The organism is Variovorax sp. PDC80, from assembly GCF_900115375.1.
Taxonomy (GTDB): Bacteria; Pseudomonadota; Gammaproteobacteria; order Burkholderiales; family Burkholderiaceae_C; genus Variovorax.
In genome coordinates, this window is record NZ_FOWG01000016.1 from 100,386 (window position 1) to 117,434 (window position 17,049).

Sequence of the window (17,049 nt, forward strand, 5' to 3'; positions counted from 1 at the left end):
CCCAGGGCATCGCACGGCGTGCAGCGATTGAAAAAATTAGCGCTCCACCACCTGCGAGGGAAACATGTGTGGACCCCAGCCGAGATGATCGCGCAGCCGATGCCAGTCGAAGCCGGCGCCGGGATCCTGCTTGCGGCCCGGTGCGATGTGCTCGTGGCCTGCGATGTGTGCGATCGGATAGTGCTGCGCGATCGCCGCGGCGAGGCTCGCGAGCGTCTCGTACTGCGCGTCCTCGAACGGCCCGCCCTCGAGGCCCTCGAGCTCGATGCCGATGGAGTCGTCGTTGCAGTTGTCCCGGCCGCGCCACGACGACACGCCCGCATGCCACGCGCGATCGTCGCCGCTCACGAACTGCCAGAGCTCGCCGTTGCGGCGCACGTAGAAATGCGACGACACCTCGAGCCCACGAATGCTTTCGAAGTAAGGATGCGCGTCCCAGTCGAGCCGGTTGGTGAAGAGCCGTTGCACCGCGTCGCCGCCGTACTCGCCGGGCGGCAGGCTGATCGAGTGCAGCACGACGAGGTCGATGCGCTCGCGTGCCGGCGCGGGTCGCGGTCCGAAGTTGGGCGAGGGCAGCGCCTTCGCGAAGCGGTACCAGCCGTCGCGCCAGAGCGCATCGCCCGCGGAGGCGCGCAGGCCGTCTTCAGTCGTCGACATGGCTGCTCGCGCCATCGTCGCCGTTGGGCGTGTTGATCCCCAGGCGCGCGATGCGGTAGCGGATCTGGCGCAGGCTCATGCCCAGGCGCGCGGCGGCCGCCGTGCGGTTGAAGCCGCTCTCGTGCAGCGCGCGCACGAGGATCTCGCGCTCCTGCTGATCGAGGTAGGCCTGCAGGTCGGAGGGCAGCGGCGTGGGTACCACGGGGCGCGGCGCGGGCGGCGGCGCGGCCACGACGGGCTTCGCGTCGAAGGCCTCGGGCTGCGCGAGCGGCGCCGCAGTCGTCGCGGCGCTTACGGCTTGCGGCGCGGCAGGCCCGGGCGCGGCCGTCATCCAGCCGCCGCCCGCGCCATCCATCAGGTCGAGCTGCAGTTCGTCGCCGTCGTAGAGCGCGACCGCGCGGTGCAGCAGGTTCTCGAGCTCGCGCACGTTGCCGTGCAGCGGATGCTGCGCGAGCTGCCGCAGCAGCGCGTCCGACAGGCGCGGCGCGGGCAGCCCGCCGTCCTGCGCGATGCGCGCGAGCAGCGCGACGCACAGCGCGGGCAGGTCCTCGCGGCGCTCGCGCAGCGCGGGCACCGCGATCTCGATCACGTTGAGCCGATAGAACAGGTCCTGCCGGAAACGGCCGGCCTGCACCTCGGCGTGCAGGTCCTTGTGGGTGGCGCTCACGATGCGCACGTCGACCGCGTCTTCCTGCGTGGAGCCGATCGGCCGCACGCTGCGTTCCTGGATCGCGCGCAGCAGCTTGGACTGCATCGCCAGCGGCAGGTCGCCGATCTCGTCGAGGAACAGCGTGCCGCCGCGCGCGGCCTGGAAGTAGCCGTCGCGGTCCTGCGCCGAGCCGGTGTACGAACCCTTGCGCGCGCCGAAGAATTCGGCCTCGAGCAGGTTCTCGGGAATCGCGCCGCAGTTCACCGCGACGAAGGGACCGTCGCTGCGCTGGCTGCAGGCATGGACCGCGCGCGCCACCAGCTCCTTGCCGGTGCCCGATTCGCCGCGCACCAGCACCGGCGCCATGCCGCGCGCCACCTTGGCGATGCGCGACTTCACGAGCCGCATCGGCTCCGAATCGCCGACCAGCCGCTCGAGCGCGGAAGCGCCTGCGCTGCCCGCGGCGGCCAGCGCCGACGTGCCGTCGCTCGCATCGGCGGCCTTGGCCGGGCGCGCCGCGGCCTGCGCGACCGGTGGCGGCTGCTGCGCCTGCACCGCGGAGGCGACGACCGCGCGGAACTGCTTCAGGTCGACCGGCTTGGTGAGGTAGTCGAAGGCGCCTGCCTTCAGTGCCTCGACCGCGTTCTCGGCCGAGCCGTAGGCGGTCATCACGACGCAGCGCTCGCTGCGCTGGTTCTTCTGGATGCGCTGGATGATCTCCATGCCCTGGCCGTCGGGCAGCCGCATGTCGGTGATCACGGCGTCGAAGCGCGTGGCCTCGAGGTGCTGCCAGGCTTCGGAGACGCTGCCCGCGGCCTCGACCCGGTAGCCTTCGCGCAGCAGCGTGAGTTCGTAGAGCGTGCGAAGGTCGGGTTCGTCGTCGATGACGAGGATCTGCGCGGGACGCTGGGAGGGCGGATGGGAGCTGCTCACGCCGCTATTGTGTCAGCCGGTTTTCGCTCGCGGCGAAGCCGACGAAGAATTCGTTGCCCTCGGGCGCCTCGCCCGCCAGCGCGCGCCGCTCGTAGCCGATGGCCGCGCCGTGGCGCCGGCACAGCTCGCGGCACAGGAACAGGCCGAGCCCGCTCGAGCGGCTTTCCGACGAGAAGAAGGGTTCGAACAGGTGGCGCTGCACCGCCGGTTCGAGCGGTGCGCCGTCGCTCCAGACCTGCAGGGTCGGCCGGCCCGGGCTGCCCGCGCGCTGCAGCGTGGTCACGACCTGGATCGCGCCCTCGCGCAGGCTCGCGTAGCGCGCCGCGTTGTCGAGCAGGTTCACCAGCAGGCGGCGCAGGTGCTCGACGTCGAAGCGCACCTCCACGCCCGGTGCGTCGAGCACCACGGTCACGCCCTTGCGCTGGGTCTGGCGCATCCATTCCTCGGTCAGTGCCTGCACGGTGGGGTCGAGCACCACCTGCTCGCCGAGCGACAGCACGCGCTGCTGGCGCGCGCGCGAGACGTCGAGCACGTCGTCGACGATGCGCGCGAGGCGTTGCGCGTTGTGCTGCACCATGTGCGTGAGCTGGCGGTGCGCGGGATCGGTCAGGTCCTCGTTGAGCAGCGCGCTGGCCTGCGTGATGGCGGCCAGCGGGTTGCGGATCTCGTGCGCGACCGCGGCCGACATGCGGCCCATGGCGGCCAGCTTCTCGGTGCGGATGCGGGCCTCGAGCTCGCGCAGGTCCTGCAGGAACATCACGCACAGGCTGCCCATGCGCTGGTCGCTCGAGGGCGTGAGGCGGGTGCGCACGCGCACCTCGCGCGCCGCGCCGCGCGCCTGCGCGACCGGGATCTCCTCGGACTGCGATTCGCGGCGCGCATAGGTCTGGCGCGCCAGCGCGGCCAGCGCATGCCAGGCCGGCTGGGCATGCAGCGGAAAGGGCAGCCGCAACTGGCCCAGGCCCTGGCCCAGGATCGCATCGGCCGCCGGGTTGGCCGCATGCACCAGGCCTTCGGCGTCGATCACCAGCACGCCTTCGCTCAGCGTCTCGATCACCAGGTCGTTGACCTGCGCCTGCATCTGCGCGCTGCTGCGGTTGTGCTGCGACACCGCTTCTTCGCGCGCCAGCCGGCGCGCGAGCTCGTGCGCCAGCAGCGCCACCACGAACAGCCCGGTGCCCGTCAGCGCCGCCTGCACGAAGCGCGCGGGCGAGTCGCCGGGCTGCTGCACCCAGTGCCAGGCGGCGTCGGCCAGCAGCAGCAGCGTGACGGTGGCGGTGGTGCCCATGCTCACCATCACCGTGCCGAGCACCGCGCTCATGAGCACCGGCAACGCGAACAGCGGTGTGTAGTTGATGTTGCCGCCCTGCGTGACCTGCAGCGCGGCGAAGACCGCGAGGTCGACGCCGGTGCTCAGCATCCAGGTGGCGCCGAAGCCGCGCATCGGCGGCTCGAAATGCACGTAGCGCGCGCCCAGTGCCGCCGCCGCGAGGTAGCTGGCCGACAGCACCACCGCCACCGGCTGCATGGTCTGGCCGAGCGCGAAGCTCACGCCCTGCAGCAGCACCAGCACCAGCGCGACGAAGCAGCGCGCGCCCATGAAGCCGCGCCACAGCCGCAGCAGCGCGGCGCTCTCGCGCGCGCCGGGCTCCAGCACGTCCCAGTCGGTGACCGGTTCGCCGCTGGCCCAGAGGGAGGAGCTGCTGCCCATCGCTGCGACGAAGCCGGCTCGGCGCCGTTCAGGCGCGCTCGGCGACCTGCCGGTGCGCGGCGCTGCAGTAGGGGGTGCCGTCGGTACCGCGCACCGCGTCGCTCGCGGGCAGGTGCAGGCCGCAGTGGGCGCAGCGCACCATCGCCTGCGGCGCGCCCACCGCGGGCGGCGCGGCGGGACGCGGCGTGCGGGCGGCGCGCTCCTGCATTTCTTCGCGGCGGTTCTTGCGCCAGAGCCAGATCGCGACCCAGACCACCGCGAGGACGAGAAGGTATTTCATGAGGTGTCTTCAGGCCGGCGGACGCGCCAGCACCACTTCGAGCACGAAGCGCGAGCCCACGTAGGCCAGCAGCAGCAGCGCCGAGCCCGCGTAGAGCACGCGCCGCGCGGTGCGCCCGCGCCAGCCGAAGCGCGCGCGGCCGATCAGCAGCACCGCGAAGCTGATCCAGGCCAGCACCGAGAAGGCTGACTTGTGGTCCCACTTCCAGGCCCGGCCCGCGGCGCCGTAGAGCTGTTCGCTGAACAGCAGCCCGGCCAGCAGCGTGGCCGACAGCAGCACGAAGCCGGCCGTCACGAAGCGGAAGGTGAGGCGTTCGAGCGTCAGCAGCGGCACGCCGCCCTGCGGCTCGGTGGCCAGGCGAATCTGCTTCTCGGCGCGCGTCGTGAGCCAGGCGTGCACCACCGCGGCGGCGAACAGGCCATACGAGGCGATGCCCAGCGCCAGGTGCAGCGGCAGCCAGGGCGAGGCCGACACGTGCAGCGGCGTGCCGGGAAAGAGGATCGCGAGCAGCACCGCCGCCGCGCCGAGCCAGGCCAGCGCGCGGCGCACCTGCAGCTGCGGATACATGCGGCTTTCGACCGCGTAGACGGTGAGCACCAGCCAGGCCGTGACCGACAGGGCGGGCGCGAAGCCGAAGCGGGGTTCGTGGCCGACCAGGCCATGGCCGAGCACCGCGGCATGCAGCAGCCAGGCCAGGCCGAGCGCCCACTGGGTGGCCTGCCGGCTCAGCCGGGCGCCTGCGGCGGCGGCAAAACCGTAGGCGGCCGCGGCGGCGATGCCCAGCGCCACGCCGAGTGGGGAGGGGATCGCTAAAATCATCGATCGGAGTTTAGCCGCTCACCCTTGCATTTCCGGGTGCCGCGCGCCAGCTTCCCTCCTACCCGTCTCCCGCGACTTCTCCCATCCGTCCCGCCGCAGCGGGGCAGCAAGCAAGGCATCCCCTCCATGGCCAGCGCTCTCACCGAAAAATTCTCCCGCCTCGTCAAGACGATGAGCGGCCAGGCGCGCATCACCGAAAGCAACGTGCAGGACATGCTGCGCGAAGTGCGCATGGCGCTGCTCGAAGCCGACGTGGCGCTGCCCGTGGTGCGCGACTTCGTCGCCCGCGTGAAGGAAAAGGCGCTCGGCCAGGAAGTGCTGGGCTCGCTCAAGCCGGGCCAGGCGCTGGTGGGCATCGTCAACCGCGAGCTCGCCGCCACCATGGGCGAGGGCGTCTCGGACATCAACCTCGCGGCCCAGCCGCCGGCGGTGATCCTGATGGCCGGCCTGCAGGGCGCCGGCAAGACCACCACCACCGCCAAGCTCGCCAAGCACCTGATCGAGAAGCGCAAGAAGAAGGTGCTCACGGTCTCGGGCGACGTCTACCGGCCCGCCGCCATCGAGCAGCTCAAGACCGTCACGAAGCAGGCCGGCGCCGAATGGTTCCCGAGCACGGCCGACCAGAAGCCGCTGGACATCGCGCGCGCCGCGCTCGACCACGCCAAGCGCCACTTCTTCGACGTGCTGCTGGTCGACACGGCCGGCCGGCTCGCGATCGACGAGGTGCTGATGGCCGAGATCCAGCAGCTGCACGGCGCGCTGAACCCGGTCGAGACCCTGTTCGTGGTCGACGCCATGCAGGGCCAGGACGCGATCAACACGGCGCGCGCCTTCAAGGAGGCGCTGCCGCTCACCGGCATCATCCTGACCAAGACCGACGGCGATTCGCGCGGCGGCGCGGCGCTGTCGGTGCGCCAGGTCACGGGCGTGCCGATCAAGTTCGCGGGCGTGAGCGAGAAGATCGACGGCCTCGAGGTGTTCGACGCCGAGCGCCATGCGGGCCGCATCCTGGGCATGGGCGACATCGTCGCGCTGGTCGAGCAGGTCACGGCCGGCGTCGACGTGGCGGCGGCGCAGAAGCTCGCGGCCAAGGTCAAGAGCGGCGCGGGCTTCGACCTCAACGACTTCCTCGGCCAGCTGCAGCAGATGAAGCAGATGGGCGGCCTCTCGAGCCTGATGGACAAGCTGCCCACGCAGATGGCCGCCAAGGCCAGTGAGGCCGACATGACGCGCGCCGAGCGCGACATCCGCCGCAAGGAAGGGATCATCCAGAGCATGACGCCGCTGGAGCGCCGCAAGCCCGAGCTGCTCAAGGCCACGCGCAAGCGCCGCATCGCGGCCGGCGCGGGCGTGCAGGTTCAGGAAGTGAACCGCCTGCTCAACGAGTTCGAGCAGATGCAGGGGATGATGAAGAAGATGAAGGGCGGCGGCCTCATGAAGATGATGAAGAAGATGGGCGGCATGAAGGGCATGGGCGGGATGGGTGGTCCCGGCGGGCCGAAGCTGCCGTTCTGAGCCGCGTACATATATAGAGAGATGGACGAAGCCCGCTGGGGATGACCCGGCGGGCTTCGTCGTTTTCAGGTCTGCACCTCGTAGACCGTCGCGTGCGCCTCGATCGGCGTCGGCAGCTCCCAGCGGTGCAGCATGCGCTCGATGCCCGCGTTCGACAGCGTCGTGTCGCGCTCGCGGTTGCGGCGCATCAGCTCGGCATGCGGCACCTCGAGGTACACCAGCTCGATCCGGGCGTGGTAGGCCCACAGCAGGTCCAGCGTCTTGGTGCGCATCTGCTGGCTCAGGTGGGTGGCGTTCCAGACGAAGGGTTCCTGCCTGCGCAGCAGCGCCTTCGCCTGGTCGACCGCGTGGTGCGCGGCGAGCCCGTCGTTCTCGCCGTGCTTCAGGCCCAGCCCGGCGCGCGCATCGTCGAAGGACACGACCGGCCAGCCCTTGCGCTGCTGCGCCACCCAGTGGTTCTTGCCGCTCGCGGGGAGGCCGCACATCACCGTCACGCGCGAGCCCGGGTTCTGGAACAGCGGGTAGTCGGGGCTGGTGTCGGCGCCGCGGAAGTACGCCAGGCGCGTGTGGGCGTCGACCATCTGTCGCGGGCCGTCCCAGCAGCCTTCCTCCTGCGCGAGCTGCTCGAACAGCGCGATGTCGGCCAGGCTGTCGGAGCGTTTCTCGTAATGGCGCCCCAGCATGTCGCAGCGCGCGACGCAGCACAGGTCGGGCAGGCTCAGCTCCCACGACAGCCGGTGCACCAGCCGCTCGGGCCGCTCGCCCTTGCGCGAGGCGAAGGCATGGAACGGCAACTGATGCACCGCGACGATCCGGCACACGGCCTCGCGCAGCGCGAACGGCACGCGCGCCTTCCACATCAGCACGCGCACGTCGACCGCGCCGCGGCGCGAATGGCCGGGCTGGCCGATGCGGCCGCTGGCCTCGTCGATCACCGTGGTGTCGGGCTTGGCGATGTCGTGCAGCAGGCAGGCCATGAACAGCACGAAGCGGCCGTCGGCATCGGCGCGCCGGTAGTGCTCGTCCTGCAGCAGTGCATCGAGCACCATGCGCGTGTGGAGGCCGACGTTGCCCTCGGCGTGGTAGTACGGATCCTGCGGCGTCTCCTCGAGGCGCAGCAGGCCCGGCAGCAGTTCGCAGCAGCGCGCCCACTCGGCGCCTGCTCCGGGCGCGGGCACCAGCGTGCGAAGTTCGTCGAAAGTCATCGCGGCCTCCCGGTGGTCGTGAGTTCGGCGGGATCGCGCAGCGTGCGCAGTCCCAGGTCGTGCCAGCCGAGCGGCGGCACCGGCGCATGGAGGTCCGCGCCCGGCGCCAGCCGGTTCGGCAGCAGCGGTCGGCGGCTGTGGTGCGAGCCCGAGTCGAGGATGGTCTGGACGAAGTCCGGGCGCACCCACTTGTAGCGGCCCGTCACCTGGCCGTCCGACTCGGCCTTGAGGTACAGGCCCTCCGCCAGGTCCGACAGGTCGGTCTGCTGCCGCGCCAGCGCGAGCGGCTGGCCTTCGTCGGCCACGGCCTGCTCGAAGGCCGAGCGCCAGTCGGTGCTGCGCGCGAGCGAAGGCCGCACGAGCGAACGCAGGGCCTTCGGCTGGCGTGGCATCGCGCCCTCGTAGAGCACCGGCACCGACAGCACCGGGCCGCCCGCGAGCAGCGCCTGCCGCGCCGGCGTCGAGAGAAAGCGCTGCGCCTGGCGGTCGTAGAGATCGAACTCCAGGAAGAAGGCCGGCAGCCGGTCGTACCAGCAGCTGTGCTTGGCGAAGCACCACTCGCCGTACATCACGTAGCGGTCCTCGAGCCGTTCGAGCAGCGCCGCCTCGTGCGTGGCGGCCCAGTGCTTGAACAGGTTGAACTGGCGCTCGCCGGCACCGCCCGCGAGGTAGTGGCCGCGCGACTGCAGCAGCAGCTCGCCGGCCGCGCTGAACGACACGGCGGCGTTCGCGCCATCGAGCTTTTCCTCGATGACCACGTGCAGTCCGTGCAGCGCCGCCAACGGCGTCTGGCCGTCGTCGCTGTCGCCGGGCTGCAGCCGCGAGCCTTCGAGGTGCGCGGTCCGCGGGTACTTCAGCAGCGGCAGCGACGAGAGGGAAGAAGAAAGGGGAAACACGTTTGTTCTCCGGATGGAAACCAGGAAGAACCGACAACGTGCGGGAGCGAAGCTGAGAGGGATCGGGAGCGACTTCGACGGGCGCCGTTTCCAGCGAAGGGCCGTGTCCGGTCAGCGGATGCGCAGCTTGGCGCCCGACATGACCAGTGAAGTGGTGTTGTCGGCGTCAGAGGGTGGTGACGGCGAATCGGGGCACTTGGCGCTCCAGGGGATCGGGAGATCCGTGGGTGGAAAAAAGGAAGGCGCGATTCTAGGCGCGCCATGAAAAAAGCCGGCCCCTCGGGGCCGGCTTCGTGCGAGGCGTGTGGCGTGCGCGCGTCAGGCGGTGGCCAGCGCCGCGGGGCGCGAGAGGCGCAGCGCATGCATCCAGGCGCGGCGCAGCACGGCCGGCGAACGCGATTCCTCGGGGATCAGCAGGAAGCCGCGGTCGCGCAGCGTGGTGCCCAGCGCGATCTGGCTGGTCAGCACGGTCAGCGGGATCGCCAGCAGCAGCGGCAGGCCGACCGGCATGAGCCACATCAGGGCGCTCGGGTCGATCATCGCGACGCCGACGGCCAGCAGCGCGATCACCAGCGTCATGGGGGCCAGCTGCGAGGCGGCAACCCTCCACGGCACGGCGGCGGCTTCGCGCGGGGGCGACTTCCAGTCGAGCTTGATGCCGGTGAGGGCGACCAGCACGAACAGCGAGTGGGCCAGCATGCGCACCGGTGCCTGCACGATCGCGAGACCGCTTTCCATCACCGAGCTCTTGATCAGGCCCCACAGGCCGCCGAACTGGCGTTGCTCGCCGCGCATCAGCACGGCAACGATGCCGAGCACGCGGGGCAGGAACAGCAGGCACAGGGTCCAGATCCAGAGGCCGGCGAGTTCGGCCGGCAGCACGCTCCAGCTCGAGATCAGGCTGGAACCGCTGAGCCACAGCGCGGTGCCCAGCGTCAGGAACGCGAGCCACAGCGGAGCGGAAACGTAGGCCATGGTGCCGGTCACGAACATCGCGCGGTGCACCGAGTGGATGCCGGGCTCGGCCATCAGGCGGGCGTTCTGCAGGTTGCCCTGGCACCAGCGGCGGTCGCGCTGCAGTTCGGCCAGCAGGTCCGGCGGTTGCTGTTCGTAGCTGCCGACCAGGTCGGACACCAGCCACACGTTGTAGCCGGCGCGGCGCATCAGCGCGGCTTCGACGAAGTCGTGCGACATGATGCCGCCCGACATGCCGCCGGTGCCCTTGATCGGGGCCAGCGCGCAATGCTTCATGAAGGGCTCGACGCGGATGATCGCGTTGTGGCCCCAGTAGTGCGATTCGCCCAGTTGCCAGAACTGCATGCCCAGCGTGAACAGGCGGCCCGTCACGCGGGAAGCGAATTGTTGGGCGCGGGCATGCAGCGTCACGTGGCCGATGGCCTGGGTGGCGGTCTGGATGATGCCGGCGCTCGGGTTGGCTTCCATCAGCTTGACCATCGAGGTCAGGCAGTCGCCGCTCATCACGGAGTCGGCGTCGAGCACGACCATGTAGCGGTAGTCCTTGCCCCAGCGGCGGCAGAAGTCGGCCACGTTGCCGGCCTTGCGGTGCGTGCGGCGGGTGCGCAGGCGGTAGTAGACCTCGACCTGCGGCTGGTTCGGGCTGTCGGCCAGCGCTGCGCGCAGGTCTTCCCAGGCGGCGCGCTCGGCGGCGGCGGTCTCGGGGTTGTAGCTGTCGGACAGCACGAACACGTCGAACTGCTTCGCGTGGCCGGTGGCCGCGACCGATTCGCAGGTGGCGCGCAGGCCGGCGAACACGGTGGCCACGTCCTCGTTGCAGATCGGCATGATGATCGCGGTGCGGGCCTCGGGGTTCATCGGGTGGTTGGCCACCTGCTTGACCGAGAGCGCATGCTTGTCGCCGCGCACCGAGACGTAGAAGCCCATGAGGGCGGTCACGAAGCCGGTCACGACCCAGCCCGAGAGCAGGCCGTAGAGGCCGATCTGGCCGTATTCGAGCCAGACGTTGTCGTAGTCGGGCTGCACGCCCGCGAACAGCGTGGAAGCGACCACGGTGCTCAGCACGGTCAGCAGCATGAAGGCCAGGCGGCGCTGCGAGGCGGCGCGCTGCCACGGCTGCCTGGCTTCGGCCGGGGCGCTTTCGCGTTTGCCGCCGGCACCCAGGCGGACCAGCAGGGCGGTCCCGATGCTGTTCCAGAAGCCGCGCCAGGGGCGGGGCGTCATCGAGCCGCGGTTGACCGGAGGCGCGGTGACGGCGTTGGGATGGCGTTCCTCACGCACCGGGCTGCGGCGCGAGAAGTCGGAATCGGCCAGGACATTGAGTTGGGAGAAGTCGTTCGGCTTCATGGTGTTTACCAACGTTGCTTGTCGAGGGAGGAGGAGGTGTCGCCAATGGCCGGAAAGCGCTTGAAGACGCAATCCGTCGCGACGCCGCCGGCGCTGGCGAGCGCGGCTGGCGAATGGCCCGCGGCACGGGGCCGCGAGGCGGAAAACTGCTTTTGACGCAGGCCGTCGCGCTGCGGACGCAGTGCGAAAGATGGGCTGTTGAATGCTGTCATGCCACTACAGGGGCAAACCCTGTGCCAGCATGGAAAAGTGCTTTGGAATCAAGCACTTGGGCCGCTTCGGCCGGAATTTCCGGGGGCCGGAGGGCAAAAAGGGCCTCAAAACCCCCGTTTTTGTCGCCGAATCCCGACAAGCTCACCGGCCTGCCGAAAAACAACCATATGAATCAACGACTTAGGGGCGTCGCTCGTCAGCGACACCCTCGCCACCCGGAGCGACAGCGTCGGCCTTGAAGTGGCCCGGCGTGAGCTCGTGCTTCTGCAGCAGGCGGTAGAACTCGGTGCGGTTGCGGTCGGCCAGGCGGGCCGCGTCGGCGACGTTGCCGTCGGTCAGTTTCAGCAGGCCGACCAGGTATTCGCGCTCGAAGCGCTGCTTGGCCTCGGCATAGGTCTGGACCTCCACGGTCGGCACCCGCAGCGCGCGCTGCACCAGCGCCAGCGGGATCAGCGGCGAGCTCGACAGCGCGCAGACCTGCTCGACCACGTTGTAGAGCTGGCGCACGTTGCCGGGCCAGGCCGCGGTGGTCAGCGCCTTCAGCGCCTCGGGCGCGAAGCCCGACAGCCGCTTGCCGTACTTGGTCGAGAGCTTCTGAAGGAAGTGGTTGGCCAGCAGCGGGATGTCCTCGCGGCGCGCCGACAGCGGCGGCAGCGTGAGCGTCACCACGTTGAGCCGGTAATAGAGGTCCTCGCGGAACTGGCCGGCCTCCATCGCGGCATCGAGGTCGCGGTGGGTGGCCGAGATGATGCGCACGTCGACCTCGATCGACTGGCTGGCGCCCAGCGGGCGCACCGCGCGCTCCTGCAGCACGCGCAGCAGCTTGACCTGCAGCGCGGGCGGCATGTCGCCGATCTCGTCGAGCAGCAGGGTGCCGCCATCGGCTTGCTGGAACAGGCCCTTGTGGTTGGCGTGGGCGTCGGTGAAGGCGCCCTTCATGTGGCCGAACAGCTCGGACTCGAGCAGCGCCTCGGGGATGGCGCCGCAGTTGACCGCCACGAAGGGCTTGTCGGCGCGCGCGCTGGCCTTGTGGATGGCGCGCGCCAGCATCTCCTTGCCGGCGCCCGAGTCGCCGCGCAGCAGCACCGAGGCGTCGGACTTGGCGACCATGCGCGCCTCGGCCAGCAGCTCGGCCATGCGGTTGCTGCGGCTCACGATGTCGACGCGCCAGCTGTCGTCGCCGGTCTTGCTCGGCACCGTGGCCGGCGCGCCCAGCGCGAGCGCCTGGGCGATCTTGTCGAGCAGTTCGCGCCCGTCGTAGGGCTTGGTCAGGTAGGTGAAGACGCCGCGCGCGGTGGCTTCCACCGCGTCGGGGATGGTGCCGTGCGCGGTCAGCAGGATCACCGGCAGCGAGGGATGGCGCTTGCGGATCTCGTCGAACAGCGCCAGGCCGTCGCGCCCGGGCAGGCGCACGTCGCTGAGCACCAGCTGCGGATGCTCGATCTCGAGCTGCGTGAGCGCCGTCTCGGCCGAGGTCACGGCCGTGACCTGGTAGCCCGCCGAGCTCAGCCGCATCGACAGCAGCCGCAGCATGTCCGGATCGTCGTCGACGACCAGCAGGCGGGCGCCCGAAGTACTCATGGAGTGGACCTGCTTCCGTTGGGTGCCGAGGCCGGTGCCGCGGGCGTGTTGGGCCGCGCAAAGCTGCGCTCGATGGCGCGCAGGGCTTCGATGCGGTCGTTGAGCTGGTCGATGCGGCGCTGGCTGTCGCGCAGCTGTTGCACCTGCTTGTCGCGGTCGTCCTCGACGCGGCGCTGCTCGATGTAGCGCGCGGCCAGCGCGCGTGCCAGCGGCTGCAGCGGCTGGGCCTCGGGCGCGGGATTGGCGATCACGCGCTGCAGCAGGCCCAGCGCGCGCGCCAGGTCGGCCGGCACGCGGGTCTGCGACAGCAGGATCGCGAGGTGCATCTGCGCCGTGGGCGCGTCGCCGGGGTCGCCCAGGCGCTGGATCTCGGCGTTCAGCTCGGCGCCGCTGAGCGGGCGCATCTTGTCGGCGTAGGCCAGCACGGCGGCCACCGGGCCCTGGGTCATCAGCGTGAACAGCGAGGCCGGCTGGGTGGCCGGCGCCTTCGGCTCGGCCTCGACCGGCATCACGCGCGGCAGCACCGGCGGCGGCGGCAGCGCATCGGCTTCCGCAGGCGGCTTGGGCGGCGCGCTGCAGGCGGCCAGCAGCAGGAGCCACGGCGCGGCCAGCGCAGCCAGTGCGCGGGTGGCGGTGGAGGGGCGTACGGACGAAAAAGACATGGACGAAGAAGGACGACGCGGGGCGTTGGCGATGGCTACGGGGATGTGGGGGGCGCCGGGAAGCTCAGGCCGTGCGCGGCAGCTCGATGCGGAAACGCGCGCCGGGCCCCTCGGGCAGCAGGGCGATGCGGCCCCCATGGGCTGCAATGTACTCCTGCACGATGGAAAGTCCGATGCCCGTGCCCTTGACCGCATGCTCCGGTTGGCGTTCGCCGCGGTAGAAGGGCTCGAAGATGCGGTCGCGGTCGCCCTCGGCGATGCCCGGGCCGGCGTCGTTGACGTCGATGCGCACCGCCTCGGGCGTGCCCGAGACCACCAGCGTGATGGTGCCGCCGCGCGCCGAGAAGCGGATCGCGTTCGACAGCAGGTTGGCGATCGCGGTGCCGAGCTTGGTGCGGTCGACCGTGAGCGCGATGCGCTCGCCCTCGGCGCGCACCGTGAGGCCGTGGGCCTGCCACTGGAGCCGCTGCGATTCGATCTGCTCCTCGATCAGCGGCAGCAGCTCGGTGCGCTCGCGGCGCAGCTCGCGCGCCTCGAAGGCGGCCGCGTTGAAGCGCAGCAGGGCCTCGATCTGGCCCTGCAGCGCCACCGTGTTCTGGTTCAGGATCTGCGCCACCTCGAGCTGCGCCGGGTTCAGCGCGCCGGTCACGCCGTCCTCCAGCAGCGACACGCCCTCGCGCAGCGCCGCCAGCGGCGTCTTCAATTCGTGCGAGACGTGGCGCAGGAAGCGCGCCTTGTCGGCGTCGAGCTCGGTCAGCCGCAGCCGCAGCCATTCGAGCTGCTGCGACACGCGCCGCACGTCGGCCGGGCCGCGGATGTCGATCGGCTCGTCGAGCCGGTTCTGGCCCAGGCCGACGATGGCGTGCTCGAGCCGCTTGAACGGCCGCGCCAGCCAGATGCCGAAGGCCAGCGCCAGCGACACCGCGAGCACGCTGGCCGCGACCACCTCGCGCATCAGCCGGCGGCGCGCGTTCTCGATGCGCTTGGCCAGCGCGTCGTTCTGCATCTCGATCAGGAACTGGGCCTGCTGCGCGATGTTGGTGTTGAGCGCGTCGAGGTCGCGGAACTGCATCGCCATCGTGCTCTCGCGCTGCAGCGCGCTGTCGGCGTTGCCGCTCATCAGGCCCTCGATCACGCCGAGCTGGGTGCGCCAGGCCTCGGTGCTGGCGGGCGCCAGGCCGTTCTTCTCGAGCCGTTCGAGCACGCCGTGGGCCTCGCGCGCGGCATCGTCGAAGCGGCGCCGCAGCACCGAATCGTTGAGCACCAGCGACTGGCGCCCGGCGCGCTCCATCGCCGCGCTGCGCTCGGCCAGCGACTGCGCCGCGCCCGACAGCCGCAGCGCGCGCGCCGCGGCGTCGCGGCTTTGCGTCATCAAGGTGTCGTACTGCAGCACCGAGCGCAGCGCCACGCCCACCAGCAGCGCGGTGATCAGCAGGAAGGCGAACAGCAGGAGCTGCTGGAACGAGCCCCGTATCGATCGCTTCGCCATCAGGCGAGCGCCCCGGCGGCGGACGCGCTCTCGCGCGTGGGCACTTCGCCGCGCAGCGTGTAGGCCAGCGAGCGCGTGATGCGCAGATCGGTCATCCGGCCCACGAGCCGTGCGTCGCCCTCGAAGTTGACGACCCGGTTGCAGGCCGTGCGGCCCATCAGCTCGTTCGCGTCGCGGCGCGAGGCGCCTTCCACCAGCACGCGCTGGGTGCTGCCCACCAGCGCCTCGCCGAAGCGCTTCACATTGCCGTCGATCACGGCCTGCAGCTTCTGCAGCCGCGCCAGCTTGACCTCGTGCGGCGTGTCGTCGTGCAGCGCGGCGGCCGGCGTGCCGGGGCGCGGGCTGAAGATGAAGCTGAAGCTGGCGTCGAACTGGCAGTCGTCGATCAGCTTCATCATCTTGTCGAAGTCGGCCTCGGTCTCGCCGGGGAAGCCGACGATGAAGTCGCTCGACAGCGCGAGCTCGGGCCGGATCGCGCGCAGCTTGCGCACCGTGCTCTTGTATTCCATGGCGGTGTAGCCGCGCTTCATCGCCATCAGGATGCGGTCGCTGCCGTGCTGCACCGGCAGGTGCAGGTGGCTCACGAGCTGCGGCACCTTGGCATAGGCCTCGATCAGCCGCGGCGTGAATTCGTTCGGATGGCTGGTGGTGTAGCGGATGCGCTCGATGCCGGGGATCTCGGCCACGTACTCGATCAGCAGCGCGAAGTCGGCGATCTCGGCCGTGTCGCCCATGCGGCCGCGGTAGGCATTGACGTTCTGGCCCAGCAGCGTGACCTCGCGCACGCCCTGGTCGGCCAGGCCGGCGATCTCGACCAGCACGTCGTCGAGCGGCCGGTTGACCTCCTCGCCACGCGTGTAGGGCACCACGCAGTAGCTGCAGTACTTGGAGCAGCCTTCCATGATCGACACGAAGGCGGTGGCGCCTTCCACGCGCGCGGGCGGCAGGTGGTCGAACTTCTCGATCTCGGGAAAGCTGATGTCCACCTGCGGGCGGTCGAGCCGCTCGCGCTCGGCCAGCATCTCGGGCAGCCGGTGCAGGGTCTGCGGGCCGAACACGATGTCGACGTAGGGCGCGCGCGCGATGATGGCGTTGCCCTCCTGGCTGGCCACGCAACCGCCGACGCCGATCTTCACGCCGCGCGCCTTCAGGTGCTTGACGCGGCCCAGGTCGGAGAACACTTTTTCCTGCGCCTTCTCGCGCACCGAGCAGGTGTTGAACAGGATCAGGTCGGCCTCGTCGACGTTCTGCGTCGGCTCGTAGCCCTGCGCGGCATGGAGCACGTCGGCCATCTTGTCCGAGTCGTACTCGTTCATCTGGCAGCCGAAGGTTTTGATGAAGACTTTCTTGGCGGTCATGGGGAGCTCTTCTATATAGGAGAGGCCCTCGTCTTGCGGAGGGCCGGGCGGACACGGGGCTTTCGTGGCGAAAGCGGCGGGGCGTGTCCGCGAAAGGAATGCCGGTGCGGCCGACGGCCGCCGGCGAGATACCTACTGCGTGTTGACCGTGTCGTTCTGCACGAAGGGCCAGATGTTGAGGAAGGGCTTGTTCAGCGATTCGCGGCTGGCGGTGGCTTCGTCGGGCGTGAGGATCCAGACCTCGCGCAGCATGCCCGCGGCATCGCGCGTGTAGTTGACCAGCAGGTTCTGGCCCGTGATCGCGCCGCTCATCACCAGCATGTTCTGGCCGCTGCGGATGCGCGCGCCGGGCGCGAGCCGGTCGGCGCGGCCGTCGAGCATCACGTCGTTGCCGTCGATCACGCGGAACTTGCCGCGCAGGGTGCCGACCGGGAAATTGCGCCCGCCGACCAGCGATTCGTTCTGGGTCTGCGGCCGGGGCACCGCGTCCTGCGCGCTGGCCTGGAGCGGGAAGAAGCTGGAAGTGGCTGCCAGCGTTGCGCAGGCTGCTATGAAATGAAGAGCGTTCGTGGGTGTCTTGCAGCGGTTCATGGGGTTCATCCAGAGGCTGTGGAGCGGGGATTCTAGCGAGCGGGGTGCCTGTCCATCGGTGCTTATCCCGACCGTTTTTACCGGGCGCGGCGCCCTGGCCTTTACTTTTCTTTACGGCGTGGATGGACACTCGGAACCCCCCGCGATCCAATAGCCGCTGTCAGCCCA

15 protein-coding genes are annotated in these 17,049 nt (G+C 70.4%); 1 reads left to right on the forward strand and 14 read right to left on the reverse strand.

Annotated elements, in window-relative coordinates; genetic code table 11:
* Positions 1-36: 36 nt before the first annotated feature.
* The 5 genes from ampD to BM109_RS34765 form a co-directional block, all read right to left on the reverse strand.
* Positions 37-657, reverse strand: coding sequence for a 1,6-anhydro-N-acetylmuramyl-L-alanine amidase AmpD (gene ampD, locus BM109_RS34745; protein WP_093353455.1), 621 nt, complete (start codon positions 655-657; stop codon positions 37-39).
* Complete coding sequence (locus tag BM109_RS34750) at positions 644-2,239, reverse strand: sigma-54-dependent transcriptional regulator (RefSeq protein WP_093353458.1); 1,596 nt, start codon at positions 2,237-2,239, stop codon at positions 644-646. Before BM109_RS34750 ends, ampD begins: the two co-directional genes overlap by 14 nt.
* A gap of 4 nt (positions 2,240-2,243) precedes the next feature.
* Positions 2,244-3,560, reverse strand: a complete 1,317-nt coding sequence (locus tag BM109_RS34755) for a two-component system sensor histidine kinase NtrB (protein WP_371269243.1) — start codon at positions 3,558-3,560, stop codon at positions 2,244-2,246.
* A 418-nt stretch (positions 3,561-3,978) separates the two neighbouring features.
* Entirely contained in the window at positions 3,979-4,230 is a 252-nt protein-coding gene (locus BM109_RS34760; RefSeq protein WP_093353463.1) for a PP0621 family protein, read from the reverse strand.
* Positions 4,231-4,239: 9 nt separating this feature from the next.
* On the reverse strand, positions 4,240-5,049 hold the full coding sequence (locus tag BM109_RS34765) for a cytochrome C assembly family protein (RefSeq protein WP_093353466.1): 810 nt from the start codon (positions 5,047-5,049) through the stop codon (positions 4,240-4,242).
* 126 nt (positions 5,050-5,175) lie between these two features.
* Here BM109_RS34765 and ffh point away from each other — a divergent pair, with 126 nt between their 5' ends.
* Entirely contained in the window at positions 5,176-6,564 is a 1,389-nt protein-coding gene (gene ffh, locus BM109_RS34770) for a signal recognition particle protein (RefSeq protein WP_057591131.1), read from the forward strand.
* A 65-nt stretch (positions 6,565-6,629) separates the two neighbouring features.
* On the opposite strand, the gene BM109_RS34775 is transcribed toward ffh, so the two are convergent.
* From BM109_RS34775 to BM109_RS34815, 9 genes are all read right to left on the reverse strand, one after another.
* Positions 6,630-7,769, reverse strand: coding sequence for an AAA family ATPase (locus BM109_RS34775; RefSeq protein WP_093353468.1), 1,140 nt, complete (start codon positions 7,767-7,769; stop codon positions 6,630-6,632).
* Entirely contained in the window at positions 7,766-8,665 is a 900-nt protein-coding gene (locus BM109_RS34780) for an RNA ligase family protein (RefSeq protein ID WP_093353471.1), read from the reverse strand. The genes BM109_RS34775 and BM109_RS34780 overlap by 4 nt, the downstream gene beginning before the upstream one ends.
* Positions 8,666-8,983: 318 nt before the next feature.
* The gene (gene mdoH, locus BM109_RS34785) at positions 8,984-10,987 is read right to left on the reverse strand and encodes a glucans biosynthesis glucosyltransferase MdoH (RefSeq protein WP_093353473.1); all 2,004 of its coding nucleotides are present in this window, start codon (positions 10,985-10,987) and stop codon (positions 8,984-8,986) included.
* A 5-nt stretch (positions 10,988-10,992) separates the two neighbouring features.
* Complete coding sequence (locus BM109_RS34790; protein WP_057591126.1) at positions 10,993-11,199, reverse strand: hypothetical protein; 207 nt, start codon at positions 11,197-11,199, stop codon at positions 10,993-10,995.
* A gap of 181 nt (positions 11,200-11,380) precedes the next feature.
* Positions 11,381-12,781 (reverse strand): sigma 54-interacting transcriptional regulator, encoded by a 1,401-nt coding sequence (locus BM109_RS34795; RefSeq protein ID WP_093353476.1) that lies wholly within the window; start codon positions 12,779-12,781, stop codon positions 11,381-11,383.
* Positions 12,778-13,443: a hypothetical protein gene (locus tag BM109_RS34800; RefSeq protein ID WP_093353480.1), complete on the reverse strand. Its 666-nt coding sequence runs from the start codon at positions 13,441-13,443 to the stop codon at positions 12,778-12,780. Before BM109_RS34800 ends, BM109_RS34795 begins: the two co-directional genes overlap by 4 nt.
* Before the next feature lie 64 nt (positions 13,444-13,507).
* A complete protein-coding gene (locus BM109_RS34805; protein WP_093353484.1) occupies positions 13,508-14,932 on the reverse strand; it encodes a sensor histidine kinase in 1,425 nt (474 codons plus the stop codon).
* A complete protein-coding gene (gene miaB / locus BM109_RS34810; RefSeq protein ID WP_093353487.1) occupies positions 14,932-16,290 on the reverse strand; it encodes a tRNA (N6-isopentenyl adenosine(37)-C2)-methylthiotransferase MiaB in 1,359 nt (452 codons plus the stop codon). The genes BM109_RS34805 and miaB overlap by 1 nt, the downstream gene beginning before the upstream one ends.
* A 132-nt stretch (positions 16,291-16,422) precedes the next feature.
* Positions 16,423-16,881, reverse strand: a complete 459-nt coding sequence (locus tag BM109_RS34815; protein WP_093353702.1) for a hypothetical protein — start codon at positions 16,879-16,881, stop codon at positions 16,423-16,425.
* Positions 16,882-17,049: the final 168 nt, after the last annotated feature.